The 14,840-nt window shown below is 59.6% G+C and carries 11 protein-coding genes; 4 read left to right on the plus strand and 7 right to left on the minus strand.

Annotated features, from left to right (window positions below; translation table 11 throughout):
• Positions 1 to 6: 6 nt before the first annotated feature.
• Both nirD and HB633_RS01635 read left to right on the plus strand, forming a co-directional pair.
• Positions 7 to 354: a nitrite reductase small subunit NirD gene (gene nirD / locus HB633_RS01630; RefSeq protein ID WP_213776314.1), complete on the plus strand. Its 348-nt coding sequence runs from the start codon at positions 7 to 9 to the stop codon at positions 352 to 354.
• Between the two features lie 6 nt (positions 355 to 360).
• A complete protein-coding gene (locus HB633_RS01635) occupies positions 361 to 4,515 on the plus strand; it encodes a bifunctional nitrate reductase/sulfite reductase flavoprotein subunit alpha (protein WP_213776315.1) in 4,155 nt (1,384 codons plus the stop codon).
• 39 nt (positions 4,516 to 4,554) lie between these two features.
• On the opposite strand, the gene HB633_RS01640 is transcribed toward HB633_RS01635, so the two are convergent.
• The 6 genes from HB633_RS01640 to HB633_RS01665 form a co-directional block, all read right to left on the minus strand.
• The gene (locus tag HB633_RS01640) at positions 4,555 to 5,280 is read right to left on the minus strand and encodes a haloacid dehalogenase type II (RefSeq protein ID WP_213776316.1); all 726 of its coding nucleotides are present in this window, start codon (positions 5,278 to 5,280) and stop codon (positions 4,555 to 4,557) included.
• Between the two features lie 28 nt (positions 5,281 to 5,308).
• Positions 5,309 to 6,781, minus strand: a complete 1,473-nt coding sequence (locus HB633_RS01645; RefSeq protein ID WP_213776317.1) for an NAD-dependent succinate-semialdehyde dehydrogenase — start codon at positions 6,779 to 6,781, stop codon at positions 5,309 to 5,311.
• A gap of 116 nt (positions 6,782 to 6,897) precedes the next feature.
• Positions 6,898 to 8,277, minus strand: a complete 1,380-nt coding sequence (locus HB633_RS01650; RefSeq protein ID WP_213776318.1) for an MFS transporter — start codon at positions 8,275 to 8,277, stop codon at positions 6,898 to 6,900.
• A gap of 69 nt (positions 8,278 to 8,346) precedes the next feature.
• Positions 8,347 to 9,597 carry an amidohydrolase family protein gene (locus tag HB633_RS01655; RefSeq protein ID WP_213776319.1) on the minus strand — a complete coding sequence of 417 codons (1,251 nt, stop codon included), beginning with the start codon at positions 9,595 to 9,597 and terminating at the stop codon, positions 8,347 to 8,349.
• A 162-nt stretch (positions 9,598 to 9,759) separates the two neighbouring features.
• Positions 9,760 to 10,929 (minus strand): acyltransferase family protein, encoded by a 1,170-nt coding sequence (locus HB633_RS01660; protein ID WP_213776320.1) that lies wholly within the window; start codon positions 10,927 to 10,929, stop codon positions 9,760 to 9,762.
• 23 nt (positions 10,930 to 10,952) lie between these two features.
• Positions 10,953 to 11,219: a hypothetical protein gene (locus tag HB633_RS01665; RefSeq protein ID WP_213776321.1), complete on the minus strand. Its 267-nt coding sequence runs from the start codon at positions 11,217 to 11,219 to the stop codon at positions 10,953 to 10,955.
• Between HB633_RS01665 and HB633_RS01670 the strand changes: the two genes are divergently transcribed.
• Positions 11,218 to 12,408, plus strand: a complete 1,191-nt coding sequence (locus tag HB633_RS01670; RefSeq protein WP_213776322.1) for an acyl-CoA dehydrogenase — start codon at positions 11,218 to 11,220, stop codon at positions 12,406 to 12,408. The two genes, HB633_RS01665 and HB633_RS01670, sit on opposite strands and share 2 nt — an antisense overlap.
• 101 nt (positions 12,409 to 12,509) lie before the next feature.
• Positions 12,510 to 13,841 carry a Gfo/Idh/MocA family oxidoreductase gene (locus tag HB633_RS01675; RefSeq protein WP_213776323.1) on the plus strand — a complete coding sequence of 444 codons (1,332 nt, stop codon included), beginning with the start codon at positions 12,510 to 12,512 and terminating at the stop codon, positions 13,839 to 13,841.
• Positions 13,842 to 13,848: 7 nt separating this feature from the next.
• On the opposite strand, the gene HB633_RS01680 is transcribed toward HB633_RS01675, so the two are convergent.
• On the minus strand, positions 13,849 to 14,814 hold the full coding sequence (locus HB633_RS01680; protein ID WP_218626645.1) for a glycosyltransferase family 2 protein: 966 nt from the start codon (positions 14,812 to 14,814) through the stop codon (positions 13,849 to 13,851).
• Positions 14,815 to 14,840: the final 26 nt, after the last annotated feature.

Genomic DNA, 14,840 nt, shown 5'->3' on the forward strand with positions numbered 1-14,840 from the left:
AATGTCATGAACATCGATCGAATTCCGGCAGCATGGGTGCCCGTATGCGCGCTCAGCGACATCCTGCCGAACACCGGCGTGTGCGCGCTGATCAATGGCGCACAAGTGGCTGTGTTCCATCTCGCCGATGGCGACGGCGGCGTCTTCGCCATCGACAACTTCGATCCAGGCTCGCAGGCATCCGTACTTTCGCGCGGACTGATCGGCAACCTGGGTGATCGCATCGTGGTTGCATCGCCAATCTACAAGCATCACTTCGACTTGCGCACCGGCGAGTGCCTTGAGATTCCCGCGAACTCCGTCAATGCCTTCGCCACGCGTGTCGAAGATGGACACGTATGGGTTGCGGTCTGACTTGATATGAACGACGGCAGCGTCAAATCTGTTTGCCCGTATTGCGGCGTTGGCTGCGGAATGATCCTGCACGTCGAGGACGGGCAGGTAGTCAAGATATCGGGCGACAAGGAACACCCCGCCAACTTCGGGCGTCTTTGCACCAAAGGGCAATCCGCGCACGTCGCGTTGCGCAAGTCGGGCCGCCTTGAAAGTGCATTCATTCGTCACGCGCGCGGCCAGGACCCCGTGCCGCTTCCGATCAACCAGGCGCTGACCGATACCGCTCGCCGCCTGCGCGCCATACTCGATCAACACGGCCCCGACGCGCTTTCTTTCTACGTGTCCGGCCAGATGTCGATAGAAGCGCAGTATCTCGTCAACAAGCTCGCAAAAGGGTTTGTGGGTACGAACAACATCGAGTCGAATTCGCGGCTTTGCATGGCGAGCGCGGGCAGCGGCTACAAACTTTCGCTGGGCGCGGACGGACCGCCGGGCTCGTATGAGGACATCGATAAAGCCAATGTGTTTTTCGTGATCGGCGCGAACATGGCCGACTGCCATCCGATTCTTTTTTTGCGGATGATGGACCGGGTGAAGGCGGGAGCGAAGCTGATCGTGGTCGATCCGCGCCGCAACGCCACCGCCGATAAAGCCGATCTTTTCATGCAGATCAAGCCCGGCACGGACCTCGCGTTGCTCAACGGGCTGCTTCATCTGCTGCACGAAAACGGGCATACGGATGCGGGTTTTATCGATGAAGCGACCGAGGGCTGGCACGCGATGCCCGCCTTTCTTGCGGACTACACGCCTGAGAAAGTAGCCGCGATCACCGGCATTGCCGAAGCCGATATTCGTCGCGCGGCGCAATGGATTGGTGAAGCGCCGGAATGGATGAGTTGCTGGACGATGGGGCTCAACCAGAGCACGCACGGCACGTGGAACACCAATGCGATCTGCAATCTGCATTTGGCGACGGGCAAGATCTGTCGTCCGGGCAGTGGCCCGTTTTCACTCACCGGTCAACCCAACGCAATGGGCGGCCGTGAGATGGGCTATATGGGTCCGGGTTTGCCGGGACAGCGCTCGGTACTCGTCGATGAAGACCGCAAGTTCATCGAGGACCTGTGGCGGATTCCTGAAGGGACGCTCAAGACATCGCTGGGGAACGGCACGGTCGATATGTTCTCGCGCATGGCCGCCGGCAGTATCAAGGCGTGCTGGATCATCTGCACGAATCCGGTGGCGAGCGTGGCGAATCGCCAGACCGTGATCGCGGGGTTGCAGGCCGCGGAGCTCGTCATCACGCAGGACGCGTTCCTCGATACCGAGACCAATCGATACGCCGATGTCCTTTTGCCCGGCGCGTTATGGGCCGAAGCAGAAGGCGTGATGATCAACTCCGAGCGCAACATGACGCTCACGCAAAAGGCCATCGAACCGCCCGGAACGGCCTTGCCCGACTGGCGGATCGTGGCGCAAGTGGCGTGTGAGATGGGTTTCGCCGATGCGTTCAGGTATGCATCGACTGAAGAGGTTTTTGCGGAGATCGTGCGGACGTCGAACGCGAAGACCGGTTATGACCTTCGCGGCGCGAGCCATGCACGGCTACGCGAATCGCCGTTGCAATGGCCTGTTGCGGAAGATGCCGAGTCTGATCGGAACCCCGTTCGGTACATCAACAATGGGGTGCATCAAGCGCTGAAGGTGTCGCCCGGTGGTACTCGTCCGCGCCTGGTGTTTCCGACTGCCAGCGGCAAGGCCATGTTCTTCGCGCGACCGCATGTGCAGCCCGCCGAGATGCCGGACGCGGAGCGGCCTATCGTGCTGAACACGGGGCGTTTGCAGCACCAGTGGCACACCATGACGAAGACCGGCAAGGTCGCGATGCTCAACAAGCTGAATCCCAAACCATTCGTGGAGATTCATCCGGAAGACGCGGCGGCCTTGGGTATCGAATCGAAGGATTCCGTCGAGATCAAATCGCGTCGCGGCCGCGCGGTCTTGCCCGCCGTTGTGACCGACCGCGTTCGCGCCGGAAATTGTTTTGCGCCCATGCACTGGAACGATGTGTACGGCGACGAGCTGTGCATCAATGCCGTGACCAACGATGCAATCGATCCCATTTCGCAACAACCCGAATTCAAGTTCTGCGCTGTCGCGCTGAGCCGTGTTGCGCCAGAAGCCAGCGAAGTCTTTCCCGATACGCGTGATGAATCCACCGATGCTCAAGCCGTCGATCATGCCAGCACCATTCAGGAACCGGACATGTCCCGCCTAAATGACCTCTCCACGTTGCTCGGCATTCCGGAAACGCCCGCGCCGCAACTCAGCGATGCTGAACGTTTGTACATCGCCGGATTCATGAGCGGGCTGCGTTCTGGCGGAGGCCAGTCGGCTCCCGGCGTTCCCGTACTGCCCGTCGGGGCACCTTTTGCTCCGCAGACCCGGCTATGGTTCGATGGCCTCCTTGCTGGCATGTTCAGCCGCACCGAAGTCGCTGTCCCCGATCGAGTCTTGCAATCGGCACATGAACCGGCCGTGCGCATTGTGAGGGCGCGGCCGAAGGTGACGTTGCTGTGGGCATCGCAGACGGGAAACATCGAGTCGTTGACGGAGCGGTACGCGACACAACTGATGGAGTCTGGCTTCGAGATCCGCACATCGTGCATGGATGATTTTGCGGTATCGGGTCTGGAAAAAGCGCAATACGTGTTGCTGATGACCAGCACGTTCGGCGATGGCGATGCGCCCGACAATGGACAAGCTTTCTGGACCGAGCTGCAAGCCGCGAACGCCCCGCGTCTCGACAATCTGCGTTACGCGGTGCTCGCTTTTGGCGATCGCAACTACGATGCATTCTGCGGTCATGGCCGCAAGCTGGATGCGCGTTTGCTGGAGCGCGGCGCGAAGCGGCTGGCTGAACGCGTGGATTGCGACGCCGAATATCAACCCGCCGCCGACGCGTGGCTCGAACGGATCGTTGCCCGTATCAAAGCGGAAGATGAAGCGCTCTACGCGGTCGCCGCCGATGGAATGATTCCCGCCGTTCTGCCCGGGACGGTTGCCTCGAAGTCGCATCCGGCTGCATCGCGGCTCGTCGCGAACTTGCGGCTGAACAAGCAGGGCGCGACGAAGGACACGCGTTATTTCTCGCTTGCGTCGAAGGACTCGGGCCTTGAATACGAAGTCGGCGATGCATTGGGCGTGTGGCCGAGCAACTGTCCTGAACTCGTCGATGAACTCATCGACTTGAGTCGTCTTTCCCCAGACGCGCCGGTGACGGTCGCGGGCGCAGGCGAAATGCGTCTAGCCGATGCACTCGGCCGGCATTACGAAATCGCACGGCCGAGCGCCGATGCGTTGGCGTTCATCGCAGCGCGCACGGAGAACGGCGCATTGAAGGACATGCTCGGAGACGAGCGCAAGGCCGATCTCAAGAAGTGGCTCTGGGGTCAGCAACTGGCGGATGTCTTGCACGAGTTTCCGGTGAAGCTTTCGGCGAATGAACTGACCGGGATGTTGAAGCGCATGCAGCCGCGCCTGTATTCCATCGCGTCGAGTCCCAAGGCGCATGCCGGCGAGGTGCACCTCACGGTATCGGCGGTTCGTTATAACAATGGGCGTCGCCATCGCAAGGGTGTGTCGTCGACCTTTCTTGCCGATCGCGCAGGCGATATCAACGTTCCCGTGTTCGTGCAAAAGTCCGCGCACTTTCGCCTTCCACGCAACGGCGACGCTCCCATGATCATGGTCGGCCCCGGTACGGGCGTAGCGCCGTTTCGCGGGTTCCTGCACGAGCGCGAGGCGCGTGGTGACACGGGACGCAACTGGTTGTTTTTTGGCGAGCAGCATTCGGCGACCGATTATTACTACGGCGACGAACTCGATGAAATGCGTCGAAAGGGTTTGCTAAGCCGTCTCGATCTTGCATTTTCGCGCGATCAGGCCGACAAGATCTACGTGCAGGACCGGATGCAAGAGCAGGGCGTGGAGTTGTGGAAATGGCTCGAGGACGGAGCGCATTTCTACGTGTGCGGCGATGCCAGCCGCATGGCGAAGGACGTGGATGCGACGTTGAGATCTGTGGTGCGCCAGCACGGCGCCATGAGCGACGACAAGGCGCAGGAATATGTGAGCCGCATGATCAAGGAAAAACGCTACGTGCGGGATGTTTATTGAACGGGCCGCCTGCACCGGCAGCGACCCGTCGATGCTCGATCAGCCTTTCGCCAACGCTTCCCGATGCGCCTTCGCAAGCTCGGCCATGCTCGTGAACTTGAAGTCGATGCGCGGTTGCTCGCCCGGATTCATTGTCGCGCCAAACCCCTGTTGCGCATGCCGCCTATAAATCCAGCACGACGCCAATCCAAACGCATTCGCCGGCTTGTGGTCATGAAACAGGCTCTCTGCCGTATGCAGGATCGTATTCTTCTCAATGCCCATCCCGCCTAGCTTGTCCAGCATGTATTCGAAGTTGCGCGGCGAGGGCTTATACGAACCAATGTCCTCAGCGGTCAGGACGGCATCGAACGCGACCTTGAGCTTCGCGTTGCTATACGCAAAGCTTTCGTTATCGATGTTCGACAGGATCACCAGCTTGAAATGCTGCTTCAGGTATTGCAGCGACTCCGCAGAATCCTCGAATGCAGGCCAGTGTTGAACGGACTGTCCATATGTCACGCATTCTTCGCGCGTGACTGGCACATTCCATTCTTCGGCAATCCGCTTGTACACGATGGGCAGCAGGTCGCGATATCGCATTGCCGGCGTATAGAGTTGCTGCGACGACTCATGGCGCGCGTGCGCTTCGAGCACCGCGTCGCGCGCAAGCGGATGGCCTGCACGCTCGATCAGCGGCTGCAAGCCATTCATGATCCCGCTTTCCCAGTCGATGAGCGTGCCGTAGCAATCGAATGTCAGTGCCTTGTAGTCGGTGAGCTTCATAAGAATTTGGCCAATGGAAAATGATCCGCTAGTCTAATCCACCCTGGCATACGTACTTGATCGAGAGGTAATCGTCCAGGCCATATTTTGAGCCTTCGCGGCCATAACCCGACTCCTTGACACCGCCAAATGGAGCCGCTTCACTCGCAAGTGCACCTTCGTTGACGCCTACGATGCCGGCTTCCAATGCACGCGCGACGCGGTCGATACGCTTGACGTCCTGACTATAAAAATACGATGCCAGCCCGAACGGTGTGTCGTTGGCTGCCTTGATTGCTTCGGCTTCGTCATCGAAACGAAAGAGCGGGACGACCGGACCGAAGGTTTCCTCGGAGCACAGCAACATGTCGGAGGTTGCATCCGCTATCACCGTAGGCGCGAAATAATTGGGACCGAGTTCCGGCAGACGTTTGCCGCCCGCGAGGATGCTCGCGCCATGGGACTTTGCATCGTCGACGTGGCGCGCAATCTTGTCGAGTGCGCGTGAATTGATCATGGGGCCGATCTGCGCTGCGGGATCGGAAGCGGGCGCGACCTTGAGTTGCCCGACGCGTTGACTCAGTAAATCCGCGAATTTTGCATAGACGCCCGACTGCACGTACACCCGATTCGGACATACGCAGGTCTGCCCGCCATTGCGGAACTTGGCAACGAGCAGGCCGCTGACGGCGGCGTCGAGGTCGGCGTCATCGAAGACAATGAACGGCGCGTTGCCGCCCAACTCAAGCGACAGTTTCTTGAGCGTGTTCGCGGATTCGCGCGCGAGATACTTTCCGACGGGCGTCGAACCGGTGAAGGTGATCTTGCGCACGCGTGGATCGTCGAGCCAGTCGGCGACCGCCGGCACGGCTTTTTCCCGCGATGCAGTGATCAGGTTCAGCACGCCCGGCGGCACGCCTGCCTCATGGGCAAGCAGGACCAGTGCGAGCGCGGTCAGCGGCGTGTCCTCGGCGGGTTTGGCGACGACCGTGCATCCCGCGGCCAGGGCCGGCGCGATCTTGCGGGCGATCATTGCCAGCGGGAAATTCCATGGCGTGATCGCGGCAACAATGCCAATGGGTTCTTTCACCGCCGTCATGCGCTTGCCGCGTTGCTGCTGCGGAATGATGTCGCCGTAGATGCGCGTGGCTTCGTCGGCAAACCATGCAACGTAGGACGCGCCATACGCGACTTCGCCACGGCCCTCGGCAAGCGGCTTGCCTTGTTCGAGCGAGATGAGCGCGCCCAGATCATCCTGATGCGCGAGGATCAGCGCGTTCCACTTGTGGAGGATCTCCGCGCGTTCTTTCGGCAGCAGGTTGCGCCATGCGGGAAGTGCGCGCGCGGCGGCGTCGGTGGCGGCGCGTGCATCGTTGGGTCCGCTGTCCGCCACCTCGGTGATGAGTTCGCCAGTTGCCGGATTGGTGACGGCGAATCGGTCACCACTTGAAGAGGCAAGCCATTGTCCATCGATGAAATTTTTCGAACGGATCAGTTCCGTCCGTTCCAGAACGAGAGCCATGAGGGATTCCTTTGAAAGACGATTCGCGTAGACGCCAATGCTAAGTGGAATTGTGGTTGCGGCCATCCTATGAGTCGCAGGATGGCCGCGAGGATTCATCCATCTAAACCTAGCGCCTATCCGTGTAGTTGCGTGGCAGCGATGTCCTCGAGCGAGCGTCCGCGCGTCGGCACGCCCATCAACACGACCGCCAGCGCGCCGATCACCAGCACGAAAGTTGTCGCGCCGAACACGCCGCCAAAACCGAGTATTGGATAGACATAACCAACCAGGATCGGCGCTGCGATCGCGCCCAGCCGTCCAATGGACGAAGCCATTCCCGCGCCCGTCGCGCGTACGTCCGTGGGGAACACTTCGGGCGTGTACGCATAGACGCCGGCATACGTCCCGTTCATGAAGAACGACAACAGCACGCCGGACGCCATGATTCCGGCGTCGCTTCGCGTGAGCGCAAGGCCGAGCGCCGAAATGCCGCCAAGGACCATATACGACGCAATGGTCGCCTGCCTGCCGATTTTTTCGTTAAGCCACGCGCCTGAAAAATACCCCGGAATCTGCGCGATATAAATCACGAGCGAATATGAAAAACTGCGCGTGATCGTCATGCCGTTCTGCACGAGCAAGCTGGGAATCCATGTGAAGAATGCGTAATAGCTGAAGGTGATGGAAAGCCACATGAGCCAGGTCATGGCCGTGATGCGCGCAAGTTTGCGCGACCACAGAGCCTTTACGTTCGCCAGCGCGGACGCGCGTTGCGCAGCAACGGGCACGACAGGATCGGCGGCTGGATCGGTTTCCGGCAGCGGCTCGAGCTTGACGCCCGCTGCCGTCAACTCGGCCTCGGCTCTGGCCACGATCGCTTCAGCTTCGTCGTGCCTGCCGCGCGCGACAAGCCAGCGCGGCGACTCAGGCAATGCTCGCCGCCACCAGAGCAGCATCACGATCGGCATCGCCGTGATCACCATGACCCAGCGCCATGCGTTCGGCGAAAGTGGAATCACAAGATAACCGAGCAACGCAGCCGCTACGAAGCCGAAAGAGAAAAAGCCCGCGAGGCTGCCCGTGAACGCCCCGCGATACCGGCGCGCCACGAATTCCGACAGGAACGGCGCCACGATCGCGCTTTCCGCGCCCGTGCCCAGCCCGGCAACAATCCGCGTCGCGAGGAAGAACGGCCAGTCGTGCGCGACGGCGCTCGCGAGCGACGCGATGCAATAGATCACGAGCGCATACATCATCACGCGCTTGCGGCCGATCAGGTCGCCGAGAATGCCCGCCAACATCGCACCGAGAAAATAACCAATGAACGTACCGCTGCCAAGCACGCCTGTCTGCACGCTGGTGAGCGCCCACTCCTTGCGCAACACCGGCAAAAGGAAGGCGAGAACAGCGGCGTCCATGGCGTCGAACGTGTAGCCGAGGCCGCCCATCAAAAGCAGCTTTCTATGAAACGAGGAAAACGGCATACGCTCGATACGGGCGGAAATCGTCGACATGCTTGCATGCCTCGCAGGCGGAGATTGCGGTTGAGATTGGGTCCAGGCGCTGGTGCTCAAGCTCTTGAATCAGGCGCGTTCGAGTTCATCGAAATGGATATGACCGCCTTTCATCACGAACGGGATATGTTCGCCCTGACCCAACAGGCAGTCAACAGACTTCAGCGGGTTGCCATCGACCACAAGTACGTCGGCGAATGCGCCCGGCATGATGCGGCCGAGTTTATCGGTCATGCCGAGCACTTCGGCGCCGACCAGCGTGGCGGCGGCTATTGCTTCTGCCGGCGAGAGAACCTCGGCGCGCAGGCGGAATTCATCGCTTTGCATATGCTGCGCTTCACCAAGCAGGTCGGTGCCGAACCCCATCTTCACGCCCGCACGCTTCATGATTTCAAGCGATCGCAGGCCGGCCTGATGCACGTCGGCAACTTTCGCAAGGCTGGCTTCAGGCAAGCCGTATTTGCCGCCGACGCTTGCCAGGGCTTCGTAGGTGACGAGCGTCGGCACCACGAACGCATCGTGTTCGACGATGAGCCGTGCGGTGTCTTCATCGATAAGATTGCCGTGCTCGATCGTTCGTACGCCGCAACGTACCGCGCGTGAAATGGCCTCCGGCGTGTACGCGTGCGCGAGCACGTAGGTCTGCCGGCCGCGCGCTTCGGCGACGATCGCACGGATTTCGTCCTCGGAATAGCCCCACGCACCCACGGGATCGGTCGGCGACGCCACTCCGCCCGACGCCATGATCTTGATCTGGTCCGCGCCCATTTGCAGTTCTTCACGCACGGCGCGGCGCACTTCATCCACACCGTCCGCCACGCGGCCAAGCGCGCCGACACGCACGCAGCAACCGCAGGGCGCGTCGGGCGGCATGTAGTCGGTGCGCGCGCGCATGTCGCCATGACCGCCGGTCTGGCTCAGCGCACGTCCGGAGACGAACATGCGCGGGCCTTCGGCAAGTCCTGCTTCGACCGCTTGTTTGAAGGGGTATCCTGCGCCGCCGGCGTCGCGGATGGTCGTGAAACCTCGCCGCAGCATTGCGCGCATCAGCGGCACTGCGCGTAGTGTAACGAGCACGTTCGGAAGTGTCGCGACGCGTGGCAGGTTGAATTCCACGGCAATGACATGAACATGCAAGTCGATCAATCCGGGCATCAGCGTGCGGCCCTTCAGGTCGATCACGCGGGCGCTGTTCGATTTGATGGGTTGATCGGAGACTTCCTTGATCAACCCGTCTTCCACGAGCACTTCGTGGCCGCTGAGAAGCTCAGCGTGTGTTGGGTCCAGCAGCGAGCCGTTCTTGAATAACACGGACGTCATTGCACATCTCCATGGACGATTGAACCGAATGCGTGAGCTGCTCAAGCTGGGCAAGGGCCAGCTTGCACGATGAGCAAACTATACGCCGCGCACGGGCGTATGTGCCACGCACCGGTGCGATCAAAATCGTCGGATGGAGAGAGAGGAGAGAAGTTCCGCGTGTCAGGACTGACGTTGGGCCATCGCGGTCGCCTGATTGTCGACGGTGTCTGCCGTCACCGGTGCGTGGGCGAATCGTGCTCGAATTCGCTTTCTCATGGGCTCTTCATAGAACCTGAAGATCACCACGCTTGCGGCGATTGCAAACACGATCACCAGCCAGCCGTTCGATTGCCGGAACCCCGCCATATAGGCAAGATACGCGATCGGCACATGAATCAGATACAGCGAATAACTCGCTTCACCCAGCTTGATCAGCACGCGCCGATTGAGGACGTTGATCACCGGGCGATCCATGAGCGCGAGTCCGAGTATCAATGCGGCGAATAGCGGTGACGCCAGATAAAACACCGGAGAAAACGGCTGCCATAAAGCAAGCACGATCAGCGCGGCCAGCGACCCGCCGATCAGCTTAAGGGCCAGCGCATGCCGGTCCGCGCGGGCTTCACGCAGTTGAAGAAACAAGATGGCGGCATAGATTCCGGCGACGAATTCGAACAGGCGCGTGAGCGGAAGTCCAACGATCAGAAAACCACTGCGCGATGCAGGCAGGAAAATTTGCAAAAAGACGATCCATAGTCCTTGCAGCACAAAGAAGCTGGCGCAAGCCAATGTCAGCCGCGCCATGGACATGGATAGCATCTTGCGCAGCATGAGCGGGAACAGCAGATAGAAGAAGGCTTCGCATGACACGCTGTCTGATGGTCCGTTCCATGGCTGGTTGATCGCGGCAAACGGAAACCATGCGTTCAAGAGCAGCATCTGGCAAATCAGGCTTGCGCCTAACGCGACATACACGGAGCCTTTGAGCGCGTACCACTGAAGCAGCAAGGACGGATTGTCCCCATTGAGTAAATAGATTGTCGTGGGCACGCACAAGGCCAGGCCCAGCAACACCATAGGGTAGATGCGCGCGAACCGCGCCTGATAAAACGCAGCGTTGCCATTGGCCGCGAGTTGATCGCGATAAGTGAACGTCAGGATGAATCCCGACAACACGAAAAACAGCGACACGGCAGGGCGCCCGCCATCGAAGAAATCGAAGATTTGCGCCGGGAGATTGAGTAGTCCCAGTTCCGAATAATGCGAGACCACTACAGTAAATGCCGCGAGAAAGCGGATGCTCGTCAGCGCAGGTAACGACCCGCCCGAATTGGATACTGGCGCATGCACTGCTGTCTCCCGTGGTCCGGAATTTACCGTGTTCGCAGCGTAGCATCGACTTTAAAGGAATCAATTACCGGTTTTCCCGTTCTGCGTGGTTTGGCGGACGGCCCCTCTAAAATGGCGATTTTCGACGTGGCGTAACGAACGTCCAGCAGCGCCGGAACAGCAATGGACGTCCTGATACCGTGCTTGTCGCTATGGTTGAAGTGCATGGCATTGGGCATCATTGAGCCAGTACCCGCCATGCGGTCCGGGATCATCACGCCTTGGAAAGAGGAAACATCTATGAGTAGCATGGACGTTGTACAAACGGAACGCGCCAGGGAAATTGCATCGCGTGTAGAGGCGTTTGTGCGAACAGTCGTGGTCCCGTACGAACGGGACCCGCGTTGCGGCAGCCACGGACCGAGCGAGGAACTCGTGCGCGAACTGCGCGGCAAGGCCCGGGCGGCGGGGGTGTTGACGCCGCATATCCTCGCCGACGGAAGCCACCTCACGCAGCTCGAGACGGCAACGGTTTTGAAATGTTCAGGCTTGTCGCCGCTCGGGCCGGTAGCCGTCAATACGGCTGCGCCCGACGAAGGCAACATGCTGCTTCTCAGCAAAGTAGGAACCAAAGCACAGAAGGCGCGCTTCCTCGCGCCGCTGATCGCGGGTGATGCGCGCTCAGCATTTTTCATGACCGAGCCGGCAGCAGACGGTGGCGCAGGTTCCGATCCGTCGATGCTCAAGACGTCCGCCCGGCGTGATAACGATCATTGGGTTATCGATGGAGTGAAGGCGTTCATCACGGGCGCGGAAGGGGCGTCGGTCGGCATCGTGATGGCGCGCAGCAACGCGGACGAGGATGGAGACAAGGTGAAGGCGACGATGTTTCTCGTCGACCTGCCTGATCCGGCCATCCGTCTTGAACGAATTCTCGACACTATAGACAGTTCCATGCCCGGCGGTCACGCGGGTGTGCGCATAGAAAACCTGCGTATACCGGACGATCAGGTGTTGGGCGAGGTACACGAAGGATTCAAATACGCGCAGGTCCGGCTGTCACCAGCCCGTCTGTCGCATTGCATGCGCTGGCATGGCGCGACCGCCCGCGCGCACGAAATCGCGACGGAATATGCATGTAAGCGGCGCGCTTTCGGCAAATTGCTGATCGACCATGAGGGTGTCGGTTTCATGCTGGCCGAGAACGCGATCGACTTGCAGCAGGCAGAACTGATGATCGACTGGTGTGCGGCGGTGCTCGACGGCGGGTCGCTCGGGACATCGGAGAGTTCGATGGCGAAGGTCGCCGTTTCCGACGCGCTGTTTCGTGTCGCGGATCGTTGCGTGCAGGTGATGGGCGGCACGGGTGTATCGCGGGATACGATTGTCGAGCAAGTGTTTCGCGAGATCCGTGCGTTCCGCATTTACGATGGTCCAACGGAAGTACACAAGTGGTCGCTCGCGAAGAAGCTCAAACGCGACACACTCGCTGGGCTTTAATCAAGGCGCCTATGTGTGTACGCAGGGCATCGACGGGTGAGGAATGGCAAATGCTTTATTGCCATCGACCTGATCGATAGCCTGGCGTGCAAGGAGCACACATGGACCAAGTGGACCGCCCTGATTCAGAAGAACTTACCCCGGACCTTACTTCCGACTACAAGCCCGCTTCACAGCCCGGGCGCCGCACGTTCCTTCAGCGTAGCAGCGCAGGCCTTGCGGCCGCGCTCGCAACCGGCGCGGCCGGCACGGCTTGGGCCGCAGGAGCGCCCGCGGCAGCGGCGAATTCGGTCAAGCTTTCGTTGATTCAGGATCCAAAGACGGAACAGAAGGAAGAGACGCCGGACGCGAACTTGCCGCCCGACAATCGTATCGGCTATGCAATTGTCGGACTGGGCCGCCTTTCGCTCGACCAGATTTTGCCGGCGTTATCGAACTGCAAGTATTCACGCGTGGCCGCGCTCGTATCGGGTGATCGGGACAAAGCGTTGAAGATCGCGCATCAATATGGCGTTCGCGAGACCGACGTCCACGATTACCAAAGCTTCGAGCGTCTCGCCGATAACCCGCGCGTCCACGTTGTTTACATCGTCCTGCCAAATGGCATGCACAAGGAGTTCACGCTTAGGGCTGCGAAGATCGGCAAGCACGTGCTGTGCGAAAAGCCGATGGCGACCAGCGTGGCCGACTGCCAGGCGATGATCGATGCATGCAGCAAGAACAATCGAAAACTGATGATTGCGTACCGAAGCCAATACGAGCCGATGGACCGCATGATTGCGAAGATGGCGAAGGAAAACAAGCTGGGTCCCTTGCGCGAATTCATTGCCGGCAATTCGCAGAATCAGAGCGATCCGTCGCAATGGCGGCTAAATAAGGCGCTTGCCGGCGGCGGCGCGTTGCCAGACATCGGGCTTTACGCGCTTAACGCTGCGCGTTTTCTGAGCGGCGAAGAGCCCTACGAAGTATCGGCCATGCTCACGCAACCCGCTGCCGATCCACGCTTCAAGGAAGTCGAGGAATCAGTGCATTTCCTGATGCGTTTCCCGAGCGGCTTTACGGCGACCTGCATGGCGAGCTACGGATGCCACGAGTCACGATTTTTCCGTCTGCAAGGTACAGACGGTTGGGCAGAAATGGATCCCGCGTTCGGCTATAACGGCTTGCGCATGCGGCACGGCATGCTTGTGGAAGGCAAGACGGCGAATACGGAAATCACCATCGATCCAAACAATCAGTTTGCGCGCGAAATCGATCATATGTCGCTGTGCGTGATCAACGACAAGATCCCGCATACGCCCGGCGAAGAGGGCTTGCAGGACCAGCGGATCATGGACGCGATCTATGAATCGGCGCGCACGGGACGCGTGGTAAAAATATCGAAGCCGCAAGGTGCTACGCGCGGCCCCGATCCCGAGGAAGAAACGTTTTGACGGACGCTTAGCCGTTCTGCGTGCTGCTCTTTAGATTTCCGTTAGCGGCAAGTCCCTTGAGGACCAGCATCAAATGGAAATAGAGACGTTTATTAAGCCCGTAGTCATAGGCGTATAAATGAGAGAGCGCGATACCAAGCGCCAGCGCCGGTTGATGGTTTCGTGCATAGACGGAAACCACAATCGGCACGAGCCGCTTGAGCGCAAGTTCACGCGCCGGCTCAAGGCTCTTGTCGAGCTTGAGCGACTTAAGGAAGTCATAGGCGAGGACCGCCGCAGCCGTGGTTGAGCGTGCAGTTGTCTTCGACATCGATACATCCGTCTTGCGGTAGTACGACACGTATTCCTTGAGGTAATAAACCTGCCTGGCCGCAATGCAGATCTGCGCGCCGAATACGTACTCGCAACCAATGCCGTATTGCTTTCTATAGCTGATTTTCTTGACCAGATCCGCGTTCGCGAGCCAGCCGTTGTTCGGCATCATCTGAACGAGACCGGTTCTGCCGGGATCGGACTGCAATCCGACCACGGCATCCGTGCGGTGATAGTCCGTGTTGAGCTTTTTGCTCGCGTCGATATCGACCACGCCGTGATCGTCCATCTGATACTGGTCGCCGAACGCGATCTCAAGATCCGGGTAAACATCCCATGCCGACAACAGGCGCTCTATGCAATCAGTCTTCAGCGCATCGTCGTCGTGGATCAGCAGGATCTTGTCGCCGGTCGCGCGATCGAACAGGCTGGCAATGTTATCCGCCTGGCCCAGCGCAGGTTCATTCCTGACGTAGATCACGCGCGGTTCATGCAGATAAGTTGAATCGATCAACGCTTGCGTGCGGTGATCCGAGGAATCATCGCCAATCAATATCTCGATGTCCTCATGCGTTTGCGCAAGGCACGACGTCAGTGATTCCACGAGCAACTCGGGCCGGTTGCACGTCGGCAGGCATATGGATATTTTCGTCGTTTTCATGATGTCGTCACCGGAGGTTGCCTGGT

This window comes from Caballeronia sp. dw_276 (assembly GCF_018449635.1).
Taxonomy (GTDB): domain Bacteria; phylum Pseudomonadota; class Gammaproteobacteria; order Burkholderiales; family Burkholderiaceae; genus Caballeronia.

Bases quoted from the DNA above. Each gene is read 5' to 3' on its own strand.
- nirD (WP_213776314.1), top strand. From the start codon at position 7: ATGAACATCGATCGAATTCCGGCAGCATGGGTGCCCGTATGCGCGCTC.
- HB633_RS01635 (WP_213776315.1), top strand. From the start codon at position 361: ATGAACGACGGCAGCGTCAAATCTGTTTGCCCGTATTGCGGCGTTGGC.
- HB633_RS01640 (WP_213776316.1), bottom strand. From the start codon at position 5,280: ATGAAGCTCACCGACTACAAGGCACTGACATTCGATTGCTACGGCACG.
- HB633_RS01645 (WP_213776317.1), bottom strand. From the start codon at position 6,781: ATGGCTCTCGTTCTGGAACGGACGGAACTGATCCGTTCGAAAAATTTC.
- HB633_RS01650 (WP_213776318.1), bottom strand. From the start codon at position 8,277: ATGTCGACGATTTCCGCCCGTATCGAGCGTATGCCGTTTTCCTCGTTT.
- HB633_RS01655 (WP_213776319.1), bottom strand. From the start codon at position 9,597: ATGACGTCCGTGTTATTCAAGAACGGCTCGCTGCTGGACCCAACACAC.
- HB633_RS01670 (WP_213776322.1), top strand. From the start codon at position 11,218: ATGGACGTTGTACAAACGGAACGCGCCAGGGAAATTGCATCGCGTGTA.
- HB633_RS01665 (WP_213776321.1), bottom strand. From the start codon at position 11,219: ATGCTACTCATAGATGTTTCCTCTTTCCAAGGCGTGATGATCCCGGAC.
- HB633_RS01675 (WP_213776323.1), top strand. From the start codon at position 12,510: ATGGACCAAGTGGACCGCCCTGATTCAGAAGAACTTACCCCGGACCTT.
- HB633_RS01680 (WP_218626645.1), bottom strand. From the start codon at position 14,814: ATGAAAACGACGAAAATATCCATATGCCTGCCGACGTGCAACCGGCCC.